At 47.1% G+C, this 18509-nt stretch carries 7 protein-coding genes; all 7 read left to right on the forward strand.

All coding sequences use genetic code 11. The features are described from left to right. Nucleotides 1–304 precede the first annotated feature (304 nt). Entirely contained in the window at nt 305–3553 is a 3249-nt protein-coding gene (locus FGT79_RS24760) for a family 78 glycoside hydrolase catalytic domain (protein WP_171056425.1), read from the forward strand. A gap of 315 nt (nt 3554–3868) precedes the next feature. Then, on the forward strand, nt 3869–5233 hold the full coding sequence (locus FGT79_RS24765) for an ABC transporter substrate-binding protein (protein ID WP_138755521.1): 1365 nt from the start codon (nt 3869–3871) through the stop codon (nt 5231–5233). 58 nt (nt 5234–5291) lie between these two features. Beyond that, on the forward strand, nt 5292–6161 hold the full coding sequence (locus tag FGT79_RS24770) for a carbohydrate ABC transporter permease (protein WP_138755522.1): 870 nt from the start codon (nt 5292–5294) through the stop codon (nt 6159–6161). Nucleotides 6162–6165: 4 nt separating this feature from the next. Beyond that, on the forward strand, nt 6166–6984 hold the full coding sequence (locus FGT79_RS24775; protein WP_138755523.1) for a carbohydrate ABC transporter permease: 819 nt from the start codon (nt 6166–6168) through the stop codon (nt 6982–6984). Between the two features lie 46 nt (nt 6985–7030). Beyond that, entirely contained in the window at nt 7031–13180 is a 6150-nt protein-coding gene (locus FGT79_RS24780; RefSeq protein WP_138755524.1) for an S-layer homology domain-containing protein, read from the forward strand. Between the two features lie 110 nt (nt 13181–13290). Beyond that, nucleotides 13291–15447, forward strand: a complete 2157-nt coding sequence (locus FGT79_RS24785; protein ID WP_138755525.1) for a beta-galactosidase — start codon at nt 13291–13293, stop codon at nt 15445–15447. A gap of 69 nt (nt 15448–15516) precedes the next feature. Then, nucleotides 15517–18429 carry a family 78 glycoside hydrolase catalytic domain gene (locus FGT79_RS24790; protein WP_246096609.1) on the forward strand — a complete coding sequence of 971 codons (2913 nt, stop codon included), beginning with the start codon at nt 15517–15519 and terminating at the stop codon, nt 18427–18429. The last annotated feature ends 80 nt before the right edge of the window (nt 18430–18509 follow it).

Below are 18509 nucleotides of genomic sequence, written 5' to 3' on the forward strand. Positions count from 1 at the left end.
CAATTGAAATAGAGTTAAGCTCAACGATGGAGCTAGACTGACGATATCTAGATGTAGATAAGATTATCCACCTGCAATGAATAAGAATGTCTATTTTGTTTGATGGATACAGGGCTTAAACTGAGATCGTTATAATCGAAGGTCTGGCGAATTTAGTTGATAGCTCATCTGACGATTTTTTTATGCGGTAGCCTCGTTTAAAGGTAGAGGCGTTATAAGGTAGGCCTTTAAGACAAGATGCACGGTTTCGCTTTGAGCGATCCAGTTGTACTGTGTTTGCATGCCAACGATAAAGGAGATTCCTATGCCCAGTAAAGCCACTTATTTACGCTGTGAATATTTGATCAATCCACTCGGGATCAGCACTCCCAAACCCAGATTTTCTTGGGAAATCGTAGATGAAAGAAGAAACGTTAAACAAGCAGCTTATCAAATCCTGGTTGCCTCCGATCCGGCTAAATTAAGGCCGGACTTGGCTGACCTATGGGATTCTGGGAAAATTGACTCCGATGACACGCTCCATATCGAATATGGTGGGTCAGTGCTGTCTTCAGGTGACGGCTGTTTCTGGACAGTATATATATGGACAGTTGTGGCTGGCGGCATGGCAGAAAAAAGTGAAGCCGATGAAACTGCCGAATTTTCCATAGGGCTCTTGCAGAGTGAAGATTGGAAAGCTGAATGGATTACCGCTTTAGAGTTTATCGAGGATTCACCGGTTTGTCTCGGTTATATGTCTTTGGAAACACCAAATCCTTTGGAGCAGAAATGGGTGCAAATTGATCTTGGCCAATCACGCAAGATCGATGGCATTCGAATGTTTGCTGCAGCCGGAAGGCGGGGTTTACGCCCGGAGGGTGGTGAAATACCTCCGTCCGATGGTTTTCCTATGCGTTACAAAGTCGAAGTTTCAGAAAATGCGGATATGCTGGACTGTACTCTGGCAGTGGACCATTCTGAAGTGGATGTCGCATTTGAATCGTGTGTAACCTCCGCTTTTGCTGAAACTAGTGGACGTTATATCCGATTGACTTCACACAAGCAAACAGAAGCTGCATTCGCAGGCCCGACCTACTGTTTGAAGCTGGCCGAATTAGAGGTGCTGAGTAATGGCGTTAATATAGCTCTAGGCTGTAAAGTGAGTGCGCTGGATTCCTATGAGAATGTGGAGGAAGGATTCGGAACGGTCTTTCTGACAGATGGGAAGACGGCATATGATCCCGGCAGTCGCCGTAATCTGCGCCCATCTCCGTTTTTTAGAAATGAATTTAAGATTAACCAGCCGATTAAACGGGCTATGATTTATGTCACGGCCCTTGGGCTTTATGAACTCTATTTGAATGGTTCACGTGTCGGTGACCATTGCCTGGCACCGGGTTTTACCCAGTACAACAAACGGGCCGCTGTGCAGGCATTCGATGTAACCGCGTTATTAAATCAAGGCGCTAATGCCATCGGCGCAATATTGGCTGATGGCTGGTACCGCTCACGCTTTCGCCTTGACGGGTACGATCAGTACAAGAACTTTGCCGAAGGGAGATACGGGGATGCGGTTCCGCGAATAATTTCGCAATTGAAGATCGAATATACGGATGGTTCGCAAGTAACGATAGGCACCTGCTCCGACTGGACATATACCATGGACGGCCCCTATCGCAAAACTAGCATGTATGACGGAATCCATTATGATTCCCGGCAAGAGATGCCAGGCTGGGCTGAGCCCACTTTCTCAGGCGCATCCGCTTGGAAGCCGGTTGAAGTCTCGCCTGTTTCATGGGCTTTGGATAAATCACCGCAAACCGTGCAGCCGATCCGCCGTTTAACGGAATTCCCTTCCGAGTCCGTCAAAGAGATTGGCTGCAACGTCTGGCTGTGTGACTTCGGCAAAACCGTCGGCGGCATTTGCCGGGTCACCTTGCAAGGTCCGGCAGGTTCCCGAATAAAGCTGCGCTATATCCCGGAATTGAAGGATGACGGTTCGCTTTATACAGACAGTCTCTGGGGTGCATATAATAATGGTGATGTTTATATTTTGAATGGCCGGGGAGTGCAGACGTTTGAAGCCTCATTTACCTTTCAAGGGTTTCGTTATATCGAGGTAACGGGCTTGAATGCACGGGACCAACTGGTCGATATAACCGCTATTATGATTGCGGATGATTATGCGGTGGCATCCAATCTGCAAACCTCGGACAGACGTTTGAATCAACTCTGGTCCAACATACGGTCGACCTATCAAGCCTGCATGAAAAGTGTGCTTGTTGATGTCGTAGATCGGGACGAGCGCTGGCCTTGGCTGGGCGATTGCTTCACTACCCATTCCCAATCTCTCCCTTATATGCTGGATATGTCCTCCCACTTCTCGCGCAGAATCACCGATATGGCCGATGAGCAGAGCGATGAAGGGTATTTCTACAGCACGGCGCCACGGATGAGATTAATCTCTCCTTCGGCCGGCTGGTCCGATGCAGCTGTTACCACGGCATGGTCTTCTTATTTGAATTACGGCAACAAGCGATTGTTGGAGGAGACGTATCCCTTGCTGCTTGCTTATTGTATGTTGCTGCAAAACCGGCAGGAAAGCGGGCTGGAGCCCTTTGAGTATTGCTGGAATGATCACTTGGCGTCCCACATGACTGTCCGGCCGGGAGCGACCTTATGGAAAGATACCGGGCCTCCCTGCATGGACAAATATCATTATGAAATGCTGGCGTTTTTGCAGATCAGTCAACTGGTGCAGAAAATCGCACGCGTTGTCGGTGACCAGGATGCTGCTGATAAGCTTGAGCAGTTTGCTGCGAAGCTGACTCAGGAATTTGTTGGTACGATAGTCGCCTCGCAAGAACCAGCTGTGGCTTCTCAAACCCTTTACGGTTTGCTACTTGGCTATGGACTAGTGAAGCCTGTTGATGCAGCCGTTGTCCTGAAAAAGATGCTTGAGGCGATTGAGCAGTATGACGGCTTCTTCACAACGGGTACATCGACTACGAATACTCTGTTAAATGCCCTTTCTGACAATGGGCAGCATGAGCTGGCTTTTCATATGGCCATGCGGTCGGAGTCACCGTCTTTTGGCCATATGATTGATCATGGAGCCACCGCGGTTTGGGAGCGCCTCGACTCCTATGTTGCCGGATTAGGCTTTAATCCCAGCGCGATGAACGGCTTTGTTCATTCTGGTTTCGGCTCCATTGCCGAGTGGATGCTGCAAAGCTTCGGCGGCATTCGTCCGGATGAATACGCACCCTCGTATAAGCGGGTCCGAATTGAGCCGAAGATCGCCGGCTCAATCGACTGGGTGGAGGCTGCTTACCACTCAGTTCGAGGAACTATTTCTTGCGAATGGAGCAAGAATAAGGAGGAGCTGAAATTAAAGGTTGAGGTGCCGGCCAACACAACGGCTACAGTTATTATTCCGACCTTCCCGCAGCAAATGGTTACAGAGAGCGGAGTATTAGCTGGCGATGCAGTGGGAGTCACACTCGTCTCAGCGACAGAAAGTGCCACAGAATATCTCGTTTCATCCGGATGTTATTCGTTTCATTCGCGGTGAACCGAGTGTGGTTGGCGGGTGTTTTGCCAATTGAACTCGGTTGTCATTTAAATAGGGCTTGCTGACAAACGAAAAAGATTATAAAAACCGCATTAAAACACTAAGGCATTAACTTATCCGTTTAGACAAATATAAATTCCCCCTTTAGCTATCATTCTTAAGGGGGAATTGTTGTTTAATAATATTTTTAGCCGAATCGAGAGGTGGATAAGATTATCCACCTGCGATGAATAAGAATGTCTATTTCGTTCTAAAGTTACAGGCCTTAAACTAAGAACATCTCAACCAATAACGATTCGAAATGAGGGGAAAAGATTGAGAAAAAAACATTTTGGAAAAACGTTTGTTGCATCAATATTGGCTATGTTCATGGTGGTGGTTACAGCATGCGGTGGTGGGAATAATACCAGCTCCACAAACAATGCTAGTGCACCAAGTGCTAGTCCTTCTGCATCTGAAGAAAGCCCAAGCGTACCTTTGGAGAAGATTAAAATCAAAGGGATTGGACATGCGAGTTGGTTTAAAGCTGGTATGGATGAGGTTCTAATTGCAGCAGCTGAGAAAACAGGCATTGAGTTAGAAATAGAGAAAATTCCAGAGGGCATGGACGGGGTTAATTTAGTAAAAGCCCGCTTTGCTACTGGCGACAAGCCGGATCTACTATTCTATTATGCAGGGCTAGGGGATACACAAGGCTTTGGTAAAATGTCCGAAACATTTGTAAGCCAAGAGGATCAACCTTGGATTGCTAATTTTGACAAGGAATCCTGGAAGGGTATCATGACTGCTTACGAAGATGGTTTATATTATGGCGCTCCTTATGGCGGTACGAATACAAGCGTAGTTCTGTATAACAAAAAGGTATTCGAAAGCTTAGGGCTTCAAGTACCGACAACCATGGATGAGTTCTGGAGCGTAAGCGAGGCGCTCAAGAAAGGCGGGAAAATTCCGCTATACCTCTCCGGTAAAGATGCATGGACATTGCAATTACCTGTGCAGCATGCGCAAGCCTCACCTTCAACGGCCGAGGTTCTCGCTAAAATCGATGTTAATGAAGCAAAATTTGCAGATTGGACAGCTCGCAAGACAGGGCTGCAGTTCCTTAAAGACGTGACTTCTAAAGGCCTGACGAACAAAGACGTGCTTTCTGATACTTATGATAATGCACAGAAGGCTTTGGCAACAGGCGAAGCAGGGATGTACATTATGGCGACTTGGGTTATGACTGATATTGCAAGTAAATTCCCGGATCAGACAGCAGACATTGGGGCGTTCCTTATGCCTTACCAAGGTGCTGAAGCTGACAAAAGTTATATTTTTGCACCAAATGCCGTTTTTGTGGTCAAAGGTGAAAATGAAGAAGCCGCACAAAAGTTTGTTAACTTCTTCGAATCTCTAGAAGCACAAAACATCTTCTTCAGCAAAGATGGCGGTATTCCGGCAATCAAAGGGGTAACCGAAACCTCATTAACACCGGCGGAGCTTGAAGCCAAAGCTTTATTGGATGCAGGTAAAGCGAGCGGCGACGGGTTTAGTATGAAATACGATATCAACGCGGCTTTCCCAGCTTATTTGCAGGATATCATTATTGGCGGAAAAACACCTGAACAAGTGCTGGAAGCGCAGCAAAAGGATTATGAGAAGGCGGCAAAAGCCAAGGACGATCCGAACTTCAAGTAAAGACATTAGAAAAGGGGGGGGAGTTCATTACTCCCTTCCTTTTATATAGAGGTGCTAAATGATTAAAAAAATGTATTATAGCTACTGGCTCCTGCTCCCTGGTTTATTGATTTTTAGTATTTTTTTCATATATCCGAATCTAACAGGATTTCTATATGCCTTTACGAATATGGACGAAAGTTTTAAATATACTCGGTTTGTTGGATTCGACAATTTCAAATCCTTGTTCCAGGAGGATGATCAGGTTATTGCGTTCAAGAATACATTTATATTCGCCATTATTACGACCGTTTTTAAGATTGTTTTAGGCTTGCTGCTTGCGTTGCTGGCCAATGCTAAGTTAAGGACAACACTCTTTTTTCGATCGATGCTATTTTTCCCAGTTCTTCTAAGTACATTGGCCGTTTCACTTGTATTCAGTGCTTTGTTGCATCCGAGTAGAGGGCTTTTAAATGTGTTTCTGGAAACGCTTCATTTGGGTATGCTTACGCAATCATGGTTGACTGATCCGCAAATTGTTATCTTCTCTGTGAGTTTTGTCGAGATTTGGAAGTGGACGGGTCTATCGATGATTCTATTCCTGGCGGCACTACAAACGATCCCTCAGGAATTGAAGGAGTCGGCGATGGTTGAGGGGGTTAACTCTTGGCAAATGTTCAGACATATTACGCTTCCTTTAATAATGCCAGTTGTGAATACAAACGTTATTCTCAGTGTAATCGGCGGTTTGAAGGTATTTGACATTGTATATGCCTTGACAGGGGGAGGACCAGGGAATTCATCGCAGGTCATTAACACAATCGTGTTTAAAAATTTTGCTGCAGGCAGGAATGGGGAGGCTACGGCAGCGAACGTCATGTTGTTCCTGATTGTCCTGGTGATTGTGCTGCTCGTTAATAAGGTGCTGAACCGGAAGGTAGAAGGGTGATCAGATGAGCAAATGGAAAAAAAGAGTACTAGAGCTGATTTCCTTGGTTCTAAGTGGAATCGTAGCAATACCCTTATACATGGTTATTGTGAACTCTCTTAAAAATCAAAGCGATGCAGCAGACCTAAAGTTGACACTGCCTAAAGATTGGTCAGGATTTAATAATTATACAGAGGTATTTAGAATTGCACGTATTCCACAAGCGTTCTGGATTACACTGCTCATAACCGTTGTATCTGTTGTCCTTATTATTATCGTTTGTGCAGTTGCCGCCTTTGTTATTGAACGCAGGGATAGCCGTCTTATGAGACTGTTGCAGCACGTTCTAATAGCGGGAATGATCCTTCCTGGCTCTATTATTACGACCTACTATTTAATGCAATCGCTGCATCTCATTCGTACGCTTACGGGAATTGTTTTACTTTATGTTGCGACCAATTTCCCATTCATGACTTATTTGTATATTTCATTTCTTCGAGGTGTGCCTAGAGAGCTCGACGAAGCGGCTATTATCGATGGAGTTGGAAGATTTAAGTTATTTTTCAAAATTCTCTTTCCGTTATTAATGCCAGTCAATGCCTCTGTTGTCGTCCTTTCATCCATGAACATTTGGAATGATTTTCAAACGCCATTTTATTTTCTGAATACGGCAAGTCGATTTACGTTAAGCATGACCATTTATTTCTTCTTTGGTCAACATTCCAGTGACTGGAATTTGGTGTTTGCCAATATTGTAATTGTCTCGTTGCCCGTTATTTTGTTGTATATATTCGTGCAAAAATATATTGTTTCGGGTCTTACTGCTGGTGCAGTTAAGGGTTAATAGAGATTGCAATTCATTATAAGAGTAATGGGAGGCGTTTTCTCAAATGATGCAAGCTATGAAAATGATGAAAAATAAACTTCTAACGCTAACACTCGTTTTAGCCGTATTGGTGGCTACTTTTCCATCTTATGTTATTTACGCTGAAGATGATAGTGGTGTTAATACGCCGATTGTGCATTCAACGACAGAATACTTATGGCTAGAAGGAGAGAATGCACAAGCCTACGACGGAGGCTATCAAGTTGTTGGAGAAGGGGCTTCCAGCGGAGCCAGTTATCTGAAATTATATACTGATGATACAGATACCGTTGCTACGGCGGGCTATCAATTGGATATTCCAGCAACAGCTAAATATGACATATGGGTACTCGGTACGCCTGGAGATAACATATGGCTGTCCGCTTACAATTGGAAGCTGGATACGGGTGCTTACAGTGCTGTTGGCTCATCTTACGGAGAAAGCGTATTTACGACACCGGATGGCATGCCATTCTATTGGACTAAGCTCAGCTCAACTGATCTGGAGCAGGGTCAGCACGATTTGGGGTTTCAAACGAATGCCCCGAGACAGGGCAATTCGGACGGATTATACTCGCAAGGAATTGATGCAGTGGTAGCTGTGCCGCATGCATGGCAATGGATACCTAATGGATTGGAACAGCCTGCGAATATGGTTCTTCCTGAAGCTGACTCCTTGTGGATAGAAGGAGAGGATACACACTCCTTTAATGGAGGATATGCAGTCGCGGGTGAAAGCGCCTCCAGCGGAGCAAGTTATTTGAAGTTATATACTTCTGAAGCGAATACAGTCGCTACGGCAGATTATCAATTGGATATTACAGCAACGGCTAGTTATGATGTTTGGGTATTGGGTACGCCTGGCGATAACATATGGTTGTCGGGTTATAAGTGGAAGCTGGATGCGGGTGCCTACAGCGCTGCTGGCGAAGCTTTCGGAGAAAGTGTATATGGTACACCGGAAGGCATGCCTTTTTATTGGATTAAGCTAAGCTCCTTGTATTTGGAGCAGGGCCAGCACGATTTAGCTTTTCTAACGGATGCCCCGAGGCAAGGTACGCCGGATGGTTTATATTCGCAAGGAATTGATGCAGTGGTGGTCGTGCCGCAGGTATGGGAATGGACACCTAATGGATTGGAACCTCCTGCACCCAAACCGATCATTCCTCCTAAATATGTGTGGATGGAAGGCGAAGCTGCTTCTATAACTGGAGAGTATCGTTCGAAATATAATGCTAAGGCAAGCGACAAACAAATTCTCGAAATGTATACCATGACACCTGGTGCTACGGGTACAGCGGATTATGAATTCGATATTCCTGAAGCCGGAAGCTATTCCATCTGGGTATTGGCTTCACCTGGAGATAACCCATGGCTATCCCCATTTAAGTGGAAGCTGGATGACGCTAGCTATAAAGTCGTCGATTCCCCTTCAGCTAATACGGTGTATGTCACACCAGCAGGATTGCCTATGTCATGGCAAAAGCTAGGTACATCTGAATTAAGCCAAGGTCAGCATTCGCTGGGCTTCTTAACGGATACGCCAAGGCAGGCCTCTCTAGATGGCTTGTATTCGCAAGCTATTGATGCTTGGGTTATCGTTCCGGATTCGTGGGGATGGTCTCCGAAAGGCCTTAATAAGCCGTTTAATGGGCAAGAAGTGAAATTTAGTTACGTTGGCGGCGAACTAGATAAGACCATTGTGCAAAGAGAGGATATATTGACCGTCACCACTACGAATAAGGTGGAAGCAGACTTTAATGGCGAGCTGTACTTCTTTGCCGATCTGATGCTAAACGAAGAAGTCGTATCACGCGAGGTTGTTCCCTCCGTTAAGAAGAGCTGGACGAACGGGGAAGAAAACGTTCAGACGATGCAACTGAAAATTCCATTTAATGCACCTGACGGCTCTTACGAGGTAAGAACCGGAATCGTCGATATTCCTTACACGAATGCGCCGGATGGTAACGACTCCGTACTCGTACAGTCATTCGCAATGGGTTCAGCTCAAGGGGATGCGCCGGAGCTTAAGGCAGAAATACAGGAATTGATCGTTCCGCAACAAATGAACCGAGAGGCGACCCTGCAGGGAACGGCTTCCTTTGAATTGCTGCAAGCTATAGATTTCGATACGACAGCCTATCTGAGCTTCTGGAAAGATGATGTATTGTGGGGCGTATCGGAGCTTGCTTCCGTGAATACATCTAGCTTGTCTGTCGGTGAAAACAAGGAAGTTGTATTCGATTTTCAGATTCCCAAAGATATTCCAGCCGCGAGCTATGTTGTCAAATTTGGACTTCATAAGCTGCAAGCGTTACCATCGACACCGAGCTTGACTGTTGTTTCTACCACGGCATCGAGCGATGGCTACAAGCCGCTCACGAATGGCAGCTTCGTTGACAAGAAGCTGGGGGAAACCCACTTTTGGTATGCAGACCAAAACCACACGATGATATGGGATGGGGTACCATTTGTTCCCATCGGGGGATTGTTTACCTCTGACTATTTGATTTATTTCTCCACAACGGATGCTGCTGCCAACAAAGCGCGTTGGGAAGACGATAAGCGGGTTTTACAATATATGAAGGCTCAAGGATTAAAGGATTTGTATATCAATGCTGTCGTACATGGGGCTGGAATACCGGCATGGGCATGGCAGTGGCTGCTCGATTATCTGGATGAAGAAGGATTTACTTACGGTATTCAATTTAATGCGATCAACCATGGGGACGAGGAAGAGGTCGTTCAGACTGCGTATATGCCTAGGGCGAGCGACGGGGCTGCGTCACTCAAGGCAGCCAGCGGCGGACAATTCCTGAAGATGTACACCAAAATTCCAGGCTCTAAGGGGACAGCAGATTATTCATTTCATCTTCCTGCCGCGGGGAACTATGACATTTGGGTGCTAGGCACACCGAATAATCAATCCTATGCTTCCACTTATCAGTGGAAGCTTGATAACGGGGCTTATCAATCAACTGGTGATGCATATGGCGAACCGGTATTCAGTACTATTGAAGCTTTGCAGTTCGGATGGCATAAGCTGGATTCCGTAGAGTTAGCAAGCGGAACGCATTCACTGGGCTTCTTGACCGACACGCCAAGGCAAAGTGTCAATGACGGCTTATACGCCCAAGGACTCGACGCGATTGCGGTAGTACCTGAAGATTGGGCATGGACACCGAGCGGAATCGCTAAACCGAATCATCCAATCAATGACTACGCCTGGATTGAAGCGGAATCAGGGAACGTTAAGGGAGCCTATTTATCCGGTTGGTTGAAAGTGGAGGATATTACTCAAAGTGGCGAAGTCTCTCTCATTGTTCCATCCGCTAACGTTCAGAATGCTGTAGCGCCAGCTTCGAGCTTTAGCATAACGGCTATATCTAATTTGTTTACAGTCGTTAACCCTAAGACGGGGGAAGTGGTCGCCTCGGGCAAAGGGACGGTGGAGAAGCAAAGCGGCAGCATGCTTGAATTTAAGGCCGATGTCACGGTGCCGACTTTAAGCGAGGGTACTTATACGGTTTACTTTACTCCGCAGGTCAAATACAAGAGTCACGTACTGGTCAATATCTGGGATAAGGGAGATCTCTTTCTTGATAAAATCAAGAGCCATGTCAGTAAGTTAAGGCTCGGACCTAACTTCCGGTTATTCGTGGACCCGGTCAATAACGAATCGGGCGTATATGCCGAGAACGAGAGCATGTTGATTGATTCGCCTGTCTATCGCGCTCAATTTATTACGTGGCTGAATAATCGTTATTCCACGATTGAGGATTTGAATGAGGCGTGGAAAATGCTGACACCACTGCCTTCCTTCGAAACGGCAGCACGACTCGTTCCTATCGTGAGGGGGGAAAGGGAAGATGCTTGGAAAAACCAGCTTTTGCTAGTCGATTCAGCATCTCCTGATGCTACGTATAAGGCGGATGCCTATCAGGGTCGATTGTGGGATGATTATGCGGATTTCCGGGACGATTCCTTTAACGATTATCAAATGGAGGTTGCCGACGCTATTAATGAAATTGTTTCCATACCTGTTATTTATAAATACGTTTCAAGCCAAAGGAAGTATTTTATCAACCATCAACAAGCCGGCGGTTTTCAAGGCATAGGTGGAGAAGTATACGGAAATTCCGAGTATTTGGTAAGGGAGCGGGCAGGATATCCTTACTCCGCAGCCGAACAGTCTGCGCAAACGATGTGGCTGATTACAACCGAAACACAGTTAGATGAGAATATGGAGCAGAAGTATAATTCGGGTGTGAAAGGCTATCCAGATCAGCAAACGATGTACAATCATTTCGATAATTTGATCAAGAGCGGCTCGAAAGGCATTTATGATTTCTTGCTCAATTGCAGCTATCATACAGCCTGTACCGAAGCGTATGCCTATTACACAGCCAAGCCTATTCAATTTGAATGGCTGGACGAATATCGGACGAATCTATTAGCTCCAGATTCGCTAGCTGAGCTGGTTGATTATCGTCCGGAGGTATATTATGCCTATCCTGCAGGAGAAATGTGGTGGGGACCTAACAGACGTAATGTCGTATTGCCTGGCAATGACTATCAGGGTGGAGCTACGCTTACGACTGCAAATGACAAATGGGTGCTGCCTACATTCGATCCTAAGGTGAAAACCGACGTACTGCTCGTCAATCTCGAGGATGATCCAGCGACTACGGTTTATGGAAAAGCATTGCTGGAGTTAGGGAGCTTAAAGGATGGAACGCGGGATACCGTCTATATGGGTTATCGCCGAAATTTAGGCGCATTGCCGGAGATTGATAGCTATTTCACGAACGAATTTACAACGTTAGAGAATGGGACGGTCGTTCAGGTCCTGAATCCGCAAGCAAGTGCTACTGCTGAGATTGTATATCAGACGGCCGAAGGCAAAGTATGGGCACTCAGGGACGGAAATCTTTGGATTATTGGCGATACAAATTGGATACAAAGCTTTGAAGGCAAGGAGCCGAAAGGAACGGCCAAGTACATTGATCAGTTGGATTTTGCAGCTGTAAATGGTACACCGCCGACACCATCGCCATCACCAACAACGCCGACACCAACACCAACACCGACAAGCAACAATGGCAATAAAACAAGTCGTTTTGTGGTCGATGAGGGCAAGGTGATTGTAGAGTTTGGCAGCAATGAAACTATCTTCTCAGTACCCATGGAGAAAGTGGGTAATCTTCCTGTGCAGGTGAAATCGGGAGCAGCCGTATTTACGATTAGTCCAGCCGTACTTAGCAGGCTATCGGAGCAGGCGGGGGCAGCATCGGGCGCTATTCTCGAGGTTCAAATGTTGCCTGTAGTAGATTCGAATATCTCGAATTCTCCAGTACTGGGAGGGAAAGCGCGAGTAGTAGTCGCAGGCCGGATTTATGAGCTTAGCATTACGTTAACGAAGCTAGATGGAACGGTTTATACAGCTGAACAAGTATCGGGTGACGTGGAAATTTCACTGCCTTTTACAACGGGATTGGATCAGGATCTTCTAGGCATTTATTTCTACAACGAGTCTACTAAGCAATGGGAATATGTAGGCGGAACGGTAGATAAGGTTACGGATACGATAAAGGTCCAGCTGAAGCATCTTAGCAAATACGCGGTGCTGGAGTATAAGAAGACTTTCGAGGATGTCCCAGCAGCACATTGGGCCGCTAGAACACTTCAGGTGCTGGCAGCAAAGCATCTTGTAACCGGAGTGACCGAAACCATATTCAAGCCTGCAACTTTGACGACCCGAGCAGAATTCACTGCGCTTCTGGTTCGGGCATTAGATCTTGAGCCCTCAGACATAGCTACAGGATTTAAGGATGTTAAAGCGGATTCGTGGTACGCGAAAAGCCTTCAAGCTGCTGTAGCTGCGGGTATTGTTACAGGAATAAGCGAAGATAGCTTCGGGCCGAATCAACCCATCACACGTGCAGAAATAGCCGTTCTAATGGGAAGAGCGCTTAAGTTAACAGGGAATACCGCTAGCGGTGATCTGTTCTCCGATACGCAAGAAATACCAAGCTGGGCAGTATCTTATGTAAGGGAGCTTAAGCTTGCAGGCCTTGTGCAAGGCAGAACAAACAATCGTTTCGAACCACAGGAAAAGGCAACGAGGGCGGAAGCGGCAACCTTTATATTTGCCATCATCAAGGATAAGAACTAAGCCGGTTAGGGTAGCGGCCTCATAGTCCTTCGTGAGGCCGCTACCCTCCGCTTCATTTAAAGCAGCTCATTTGGGCAACAGGTTACTCATCATAAATACGAGGTGTTAGTATGTCGGAAGCAGGTTTCATTCCTTTTGGTTTTCAGTATTACCGTTCCCCAACTCCTTACCGGGATCAATGGGAAGAGGATTTACGCAACCTATCCCAAATGGGATTCAATTGCGTAAAGTTCTGGGTGCAGTGGCGGGCGAGCCATCCAGCCGAAAACGCTTTTGTGTTTGACGATATTCGAGAGCTAATGGATATAGCAGGCCGCAATGGATTAAAGGTTGTGCTAAACACCCTATTTGACGTCGCTCCAGCGTGGTTTTACAAGAAATATCCAGATTCCAAAATGATTACATCAGATGGAACAGTTATTGAACCGAGAGCATTAAGTTACCGACAAATAGGTGGAGCTCCTGGTCCTTGTTATCATCATGCGCCGGGACAACTGGAGAAAGACAAGTTTTTGGCGGAAGCGGTAAAGGCGTTTAGAGATCATCCTGCTTTGTGGGTATGGGATTTATGGAACGAACCTGAGCTGACAGCAGGAATTAAACGTGAGCTGTCCTTTGATAATCAGGTTTGTTATTGCGAGCATTCTTTGCAAGCATTCGGAGGATGGCTGGAGCATAAATATGGCACGCTTGAAGCCCTTAATTACAAATGGCAGCGTACCTATCAGAATTGGGATGAAATTGAACCCCCTCGCGGGCAAGCTGTATTTAACGATATGGTCGATTGGCGCTTGTTTATGTCAGATGCTTTAACGGATGACTTGAAATGTCGCATAGCGGTAGTCAAGCAACTCGATACCGTCCACCCTGTGATGGTGCACACCGTTCCCTCTCCGATTTTTAATCTCATTACGGCAGGGTCGGATGATTTCAAATTGGCGGAGCCTTGCGACTTATTCGGTAATAGCTTGGGATCGTCAGCCTGGTCAGCGGACCTCTTGATCTCAGCGGCGAAGGGAAAGCCGATTATTAATTCGGAAATTCATGCGTTGCCTGGAAATACGGCACTCAAACCACAAAAGCTTTCATGGCAAGAGCTGAAAAAACATATATTAATCCCACTCGCTAGAGGCATTAGCGGTTTTTTATTCTGGCAATACCGCCCGGAAGTGCTTGGACATGAGGCGCCAGCATGGGGAAGCACTTACCTGGATGGAAGTGAGACACCATGGCTGAGAGAAATGGCGAGCTTAAACGAGACGATTCAAGCGAATCGCAATCCATTGCTGTGTTCAAAAAGACCGTCGGATGGAATTGCAATTTTGTTCAGCTCGGAAAACCAAATTGCTAATTTCTCCGTTTACGCGCATTTGGATACCTATACGGATTCCGTGCAAGGAGCACATAAGCTTCTGCATGATTTGAACTATAAGGTCGAATTTATTCATGACCATGATATTTCGAAAGAGGAATTGGCCAAGTATAAATGCCTGTGGATGCCTTATCCGCTCTATTTAAACAAACAAATGACGGATGTCATTCGTGAGTGGGTAAGCGAAGGCGGAATTGTTCTATCCGAATGCTCCTTTGGAGCCTTGCAGGCGGAGGATGGCACGCATAGCTATCAAGTGCCTGGCTATGGATTTGATGAGGTATTTGGAATACGTGAAACGTGGATTCATTCTATAGAAAATTTAGATCATAGCTATCATAATGTTACGGTTCAATCCAAGCAGAAAATTCCATTGAACAGTGCGCTTGGATATGATCCTGCTCAAGGTTCCTACTACAAAACGGAAATTGAGCTGCTAAGGGATGTAAGAGTTGCCGCTACGTTCAGCGAAGATAGCTCGGCTGCCGTAACCGTTGCAGATTACGGGAAAGGGAGAGCGGTTTGGATAGGTACCTTACTCGGCGCATCCTATTGGCAAGAAGAGGATAGGAGTACGCTCGAATTCTTGGGGAAAATAATGGAGGAAGAGCTTGGTTTGGAGCCGTATGTGAAGGTTCATGGCGGTCAGGCTCGTGCGGATGTTCTGGAATGGAAGCATGATGGCGAAGAGGGAGCCTTTCTATTTGTTCATAACACGACGAATAGGGATACGGATTTTACGGTGAGTTTGCCTTTCGCCTATGATGGTGTAACGCCATGGTTCCCAGAAGGAGCTAATACCTTGGTGGAGAACGATGTGAACGATTCTATACAACTCTCCCTAAAAGCAGGCGATATTCAAGTGTTTCAATTGCATGAGCCATTTATTCGTTGATACCATCAGCAGCGCTTTCTGATTTTTACAAAAGAACACAATCTAACGAAATGGATGGGGACTTGAACAATGATGACGATAGATTGGCAAGCCGAGTGGATTTGGGGAGAAGGGGAGGAAAGTCCTCGCAATGAATGGAGATGCTTCCGTAAAACATTCGACGTATCGGCTGCAGCCGAGTTACGCTCCGGCGCTAAACTAAGAATTACGGCTGATTCACGATATGTCCTGTACGTAAACGGGACGAGGCTTGGGCGGGGACCTGTTCGCTCATGGCCGAACGAGCAGTCTTACGATACTTATGAGGTTAGTCATCTTCTAAAGGTTGGCGAACAAAATACGATTGCTGTGCTCGTCATGCATTTCGGGTTGTCAACGTTCTACTATGTAAGGGGACGGGGAGGTTTGTTAGTTGAGCTTAATGATGCGGATGGGGATGTCGTCGTTGCGACCGACTCAACTTGGCTGACCTCGCGTCATCTTGGACAGCATCCACGTGCACCGCGGATGTCGGTTCAGCAAGCATTCTCCGAATACATTGATGCCACAGCATGGGATTCATCTTGGATGGAGCTGGCAGCTAACAATACGGGATGGTCGAATGCGATCTCCCTTGGTTCGGTCGGTATGTCGCCGTGGACGACGCTTAAGCCCAGGGACATCCCGATGCTGACGGACGAGACGGTGTATCCCGTGCGGGTGGAGTCATTGGCGAAGGTGAGGTCGTTCCATGCGACAACAGCGATTGATGTTCGCAATGCGCTGAACGATGGCAGTGAGGACCATGCGAATAGGTTGGAATTTACGGGATTCGTGGTGACTGCGATTCGCACAAATTGTGCGGGTGCAGCAACACTTGGCTTCCTGCAGGGGGGAGAATGCTTTCGTGAGCTGTCCGTTAATGGGGAAATGGTCTCCCAGAATCGGATATATGGAACGGCTCCCGAGCGCTATATGGATGTTTTCCTGAACGAAGGGGATAACCTGCTCATTATCGATGTATCGGGCAGCCTCCACGCCGGCAAGCTGCAGCTCGGCATATACGGAGAAGAAACCGGGGAATTGTCATTCGCTGCCCCTTCAGAGCTGCAAGCTGATCATTCTGCATCAACCTTCTTCCGGATCGGCCCATTCGATGCGATCATTCCGATTGATCATCAGCCCGTTCGAGCGCTCGATTGGAATCATCCGACCTATCTTGAATTGCTCGGTGCGCTGAAACGACCGGAGGATTTGAAGCGGTACGGAAATTGGATAAGCCCCATTAATCCGAAGTACGTGTCCGAGGTCGATGTGTTCGCGCTAAGTGTTTGGCGGAAAGAAAATGTGAAATTTGCCGTTCCCGCACAGCTTCAGAACGCTATCATTCCGAATACGGAGGCGGGTATCGTGCCCGTATTCGAAGGCTGCGATACCGAGGTTCTGTTCGATCTAGGCAAGGAATATTCCGGGTATCTATCATTTGAAGTCGAGGCGGAAGCTGGAACGATACTTGACTGGTACGGATTCGAATACCTATCTGGACAGTACCGACAGGATACGTTCGATCTAGATCATACGCTCCGTTACGTATGCCATGAAGGCAGACAAGTGTATGAGACACCTATTCGCCGTGGCTTCCGTTACTTGGCGTTGACGGTGCGCGGTGCAAAGGCACCAGTGCGTATTTATGGCGTGACCTTTATTCAGAGCAACTATCCGATGGCCGAAATCGGGCGGTTTGAATGCTCGGACACACTACTGAACGACATCTGGGAAATAAGCCGGCATACGACAAAGCTGTGCATGGAAGACACGTTCGTTGATTGCCCGGCGTATGAACAAACCTTCTGGGTTGGCGACAGCCGCAACGAAGCGCTTGTAAGCAATTACTTGTATGGGGTGCAGGATATTCTGAAGCGTTGCTTACGACTTGTCCCAGGCTCCAAGCACCAGTCGCCGCTTTATGCGAACCAAGTGCCGAGCGGCTGGAGCAGCGTGATTCCGAATTGGACGTTCTTCTGGGCAATTGCTTGTGCGGAATATTACGAACAGACCGGGGATGAAGCGTTCGCGGTGGAGATGTATGACGCTATTCGGTACACGGCGGAGCATTATTTGCTCAAGATTGACGAACGCGGCTTGTTTAATGTAGAAGGCTGGAACATGCTGGATTGGTCGCCAATCGACCAGCCGAACGACGGTATCGTCACGCATCAGAACATGTTCTTGGTTCGGACGTTATATGTAGCTGCACAGATGGGGAGGATTGCGAAGGATGAGGGAGGCGCTGCGAAATTCGAAGCAGCGGCTAACGGTCTTGCGCGTGCAATCAATGAGCAGCTATGGGATGAAGACAAGAAGGCATATATTGATTGTATCCATGCGGATGGTCGTCGCTCCGACAGCCTTAGCATACATTCGCAGGTCGTAGCCTCACTTACGGGAGTCGCTGAGGGAGAACGCAAGCAGATAATCGACGCTTATCTCGTTCAGCCTCCGGAACACTTCGTGCAAATCGGCAGTCCGTTTATGTCTTTCTTCTATTATGAGGCGCTGGCCAAGCTGGGTGAGGTTCGTCTCATCTTGGACGATATCCGCCACCACTATGGCATGATGATCCGTCATGGCGCGACTACATGCTGGGAGCAATATCCGAATTTCCTCGAGAATCGGGCTAATCCGGATATGCTAAGCCGCAGTCACTGCCATGCGTGGTCATCTGCGCCGGCCTATTTCTTAGGTCGTGAGTTGCTTGGCGTGAGGAGCTTGACGACGGGCTGGACCGAAGTTGAAATTGCACCTGCCCCATGCGGACTAACATGGGCGAAGGGCAGTGTTCCGCACCCTGCAGGCGGGCGAATTGACGTTTCATGGACCGCTGATGAGAGTAACCGGACGATGCAGCTTAATGTGTCCTATCCGGAAGGTATGGTGGCTCGTTTCCGGCTGCCGGAAGGTTATACCGGATCAATTACGGAAATGAAGCTGGGAATTATATAAGCTTAGCTATGTTATTAATGAAGAGAGGCTCCAAGGCTGCAATTGCCTTGGAGCCTCTCTTTTCGTTTTGATCCTTGTGC

The organism is Paenibacillus sinopodophylli (assembly GCF_005930355.1).
Taxonomy (GTDB): Bacteria; Bacillota; Bacilli; order Paenibacillales; family Paenibacillaceae; genus Pristimantibacillus; species Pristimantibacillus sinopodophylli.

Bases quoted from the DNA above. Each gene is read 5' to 3' on its own strand.
- FGT79_RS24760 (WP_171056425.1), top strand. From the start codon at position 305: ATGCCCAGTAAAGCCACTTATTTACGCTGTGAATATTTGATCAATCCA.
- FGT79_RS24775 (WP_138755523.1), top strand. From the start codon at position 6,166: ATGAGCAAATGGAAAAAAAGAGTACTAGAGCTGATTTCCTTGGTTCTA.
- FGT79_RS24785 (WP_138755525.1), top strand. From the start codon at position 13,291: ATGTCGGAAGCAGGTTTCATTCCTTTTGGTTTTCAGTATTACCGTTCC.
- FGT79_RS24770 (WP_138755522.1), top strand. From the start codon at position 5,292: ATGATTAAAAAAATGTATTATAGCTACTGGCTCCTGCTCCCTGGTTTA.
- FGT79_RS24790 (WP_246096609.1), top strand. From the start codon at position 15,517: ATGATGACGATAGATTGGCAAGCCGAGTGGATTTGGGGAGAAGGGGAG.
- FGT79_RS24780 (WP_138755524.1), top strand. From the start codon at position 7,031: ATGATGCAAGCTATGAAAATGATGAAAAATAAACTTCTAACGCTAACA.